Genomic DNA, 665 nt, shown 5'->3' on the forward strand with positions numbered 1-665 from the left:
GACGACCGGGGCTTCGCCGTTGTCCCGCAGGCCGTCCCCGCGGCCCGCACGGAATACGTCCGGGCCGCGGGGACGGGAGTGCCGGGTCAGGACGAGAACAGCATCCGGCCGAAGCTCTTCTGCCGGTAGTGGCCCTGGTGGTGTCCACCGTGGTGCTGCGGGGCGCCCCAGGCGGGTGCCGGGGCCGCCGGGTAGGCCTGCGGGGCGGGCGGCGCCGGCGGAGCCTGCTGCGTCCACTGCGCCTCCACGCGCGTCAGGGACTCCAGCTCGCCGTAGTCCAGGAATATCCCCCGGCAGCCGCTGCACTGCTCGATCTGAATGCCGTTGCGGTTGTACGTCTGCATCTGTGCGTGGCACTTGGGACACTGCATCTGCGGGCTCACTCCTCGCCGTCGGTTAGCCGTCGCCGGAATGCGTGCCCGGCGGCGGTCGGTTCACCCTACGACGAGTGTTCGGCGGTCAACTCGGGCGGGAGAGCGGCAATTCGGGCACAGGCGTCGATCATCACCTGTTCCACCTCATCCGGAGCCCTGTGCTCCGCAGCGGACTTGGCGAGAGCCAGCGCCGCCGTCTGCACGGTCAGCGCGCGGGCCGCGACGTCCAACTCGGGCCACGGGTCGCCTTCGGCGCGTACCGCGGGGCCGCCCGCGGCCCGGTAGGCGTCC

At 72.3% G+C, this 665-nt stretch carries 1 protein-coding gene and 1 pseudogene; both read right to left on the reverse strand.

Annotation, left to right across the window (positions count from 1 at the left end; genetic code table 11):
* Positions 1–86: 86 nt before the first annotated feature.
* Positions 87–371, reverse strand: coding sequence for a TFIIB-type zinc ribbon-containing protein (locus JGS39_RS39950; RefSeq protein ID WP_148016266.1), 285 nt, complete (start codon positions 369–371; stop codon positions 87–89).
* 68 nt (positions 372–439) lie between these two features.
* Positions 440–665, reverse strand: a pseudogene (locus tag JGS39_RS39955) (aminoglycoside phosphotransferase family protein); the annotation flags it as partial.

It is taken from the genome of Streptomyces poriferorum, assembly GCF_019399235.1.
GTDB lineage: Bacteria > Actinomycetota > Actinomycetes > Streptomycetales > Streptomycetaceae > Streptomyces > Streptomyces poriferorum.

Bases quoted from the DNA above. Each gene is read 5' to 3' on its own strand.
- JGS39_RS39950 (WP_148016266.1), bottom strand. From the start codon at position 371: ATGCAGTGTCCCAAGTGCCACGCACAGATGCAGACGTACAACCGCAAC.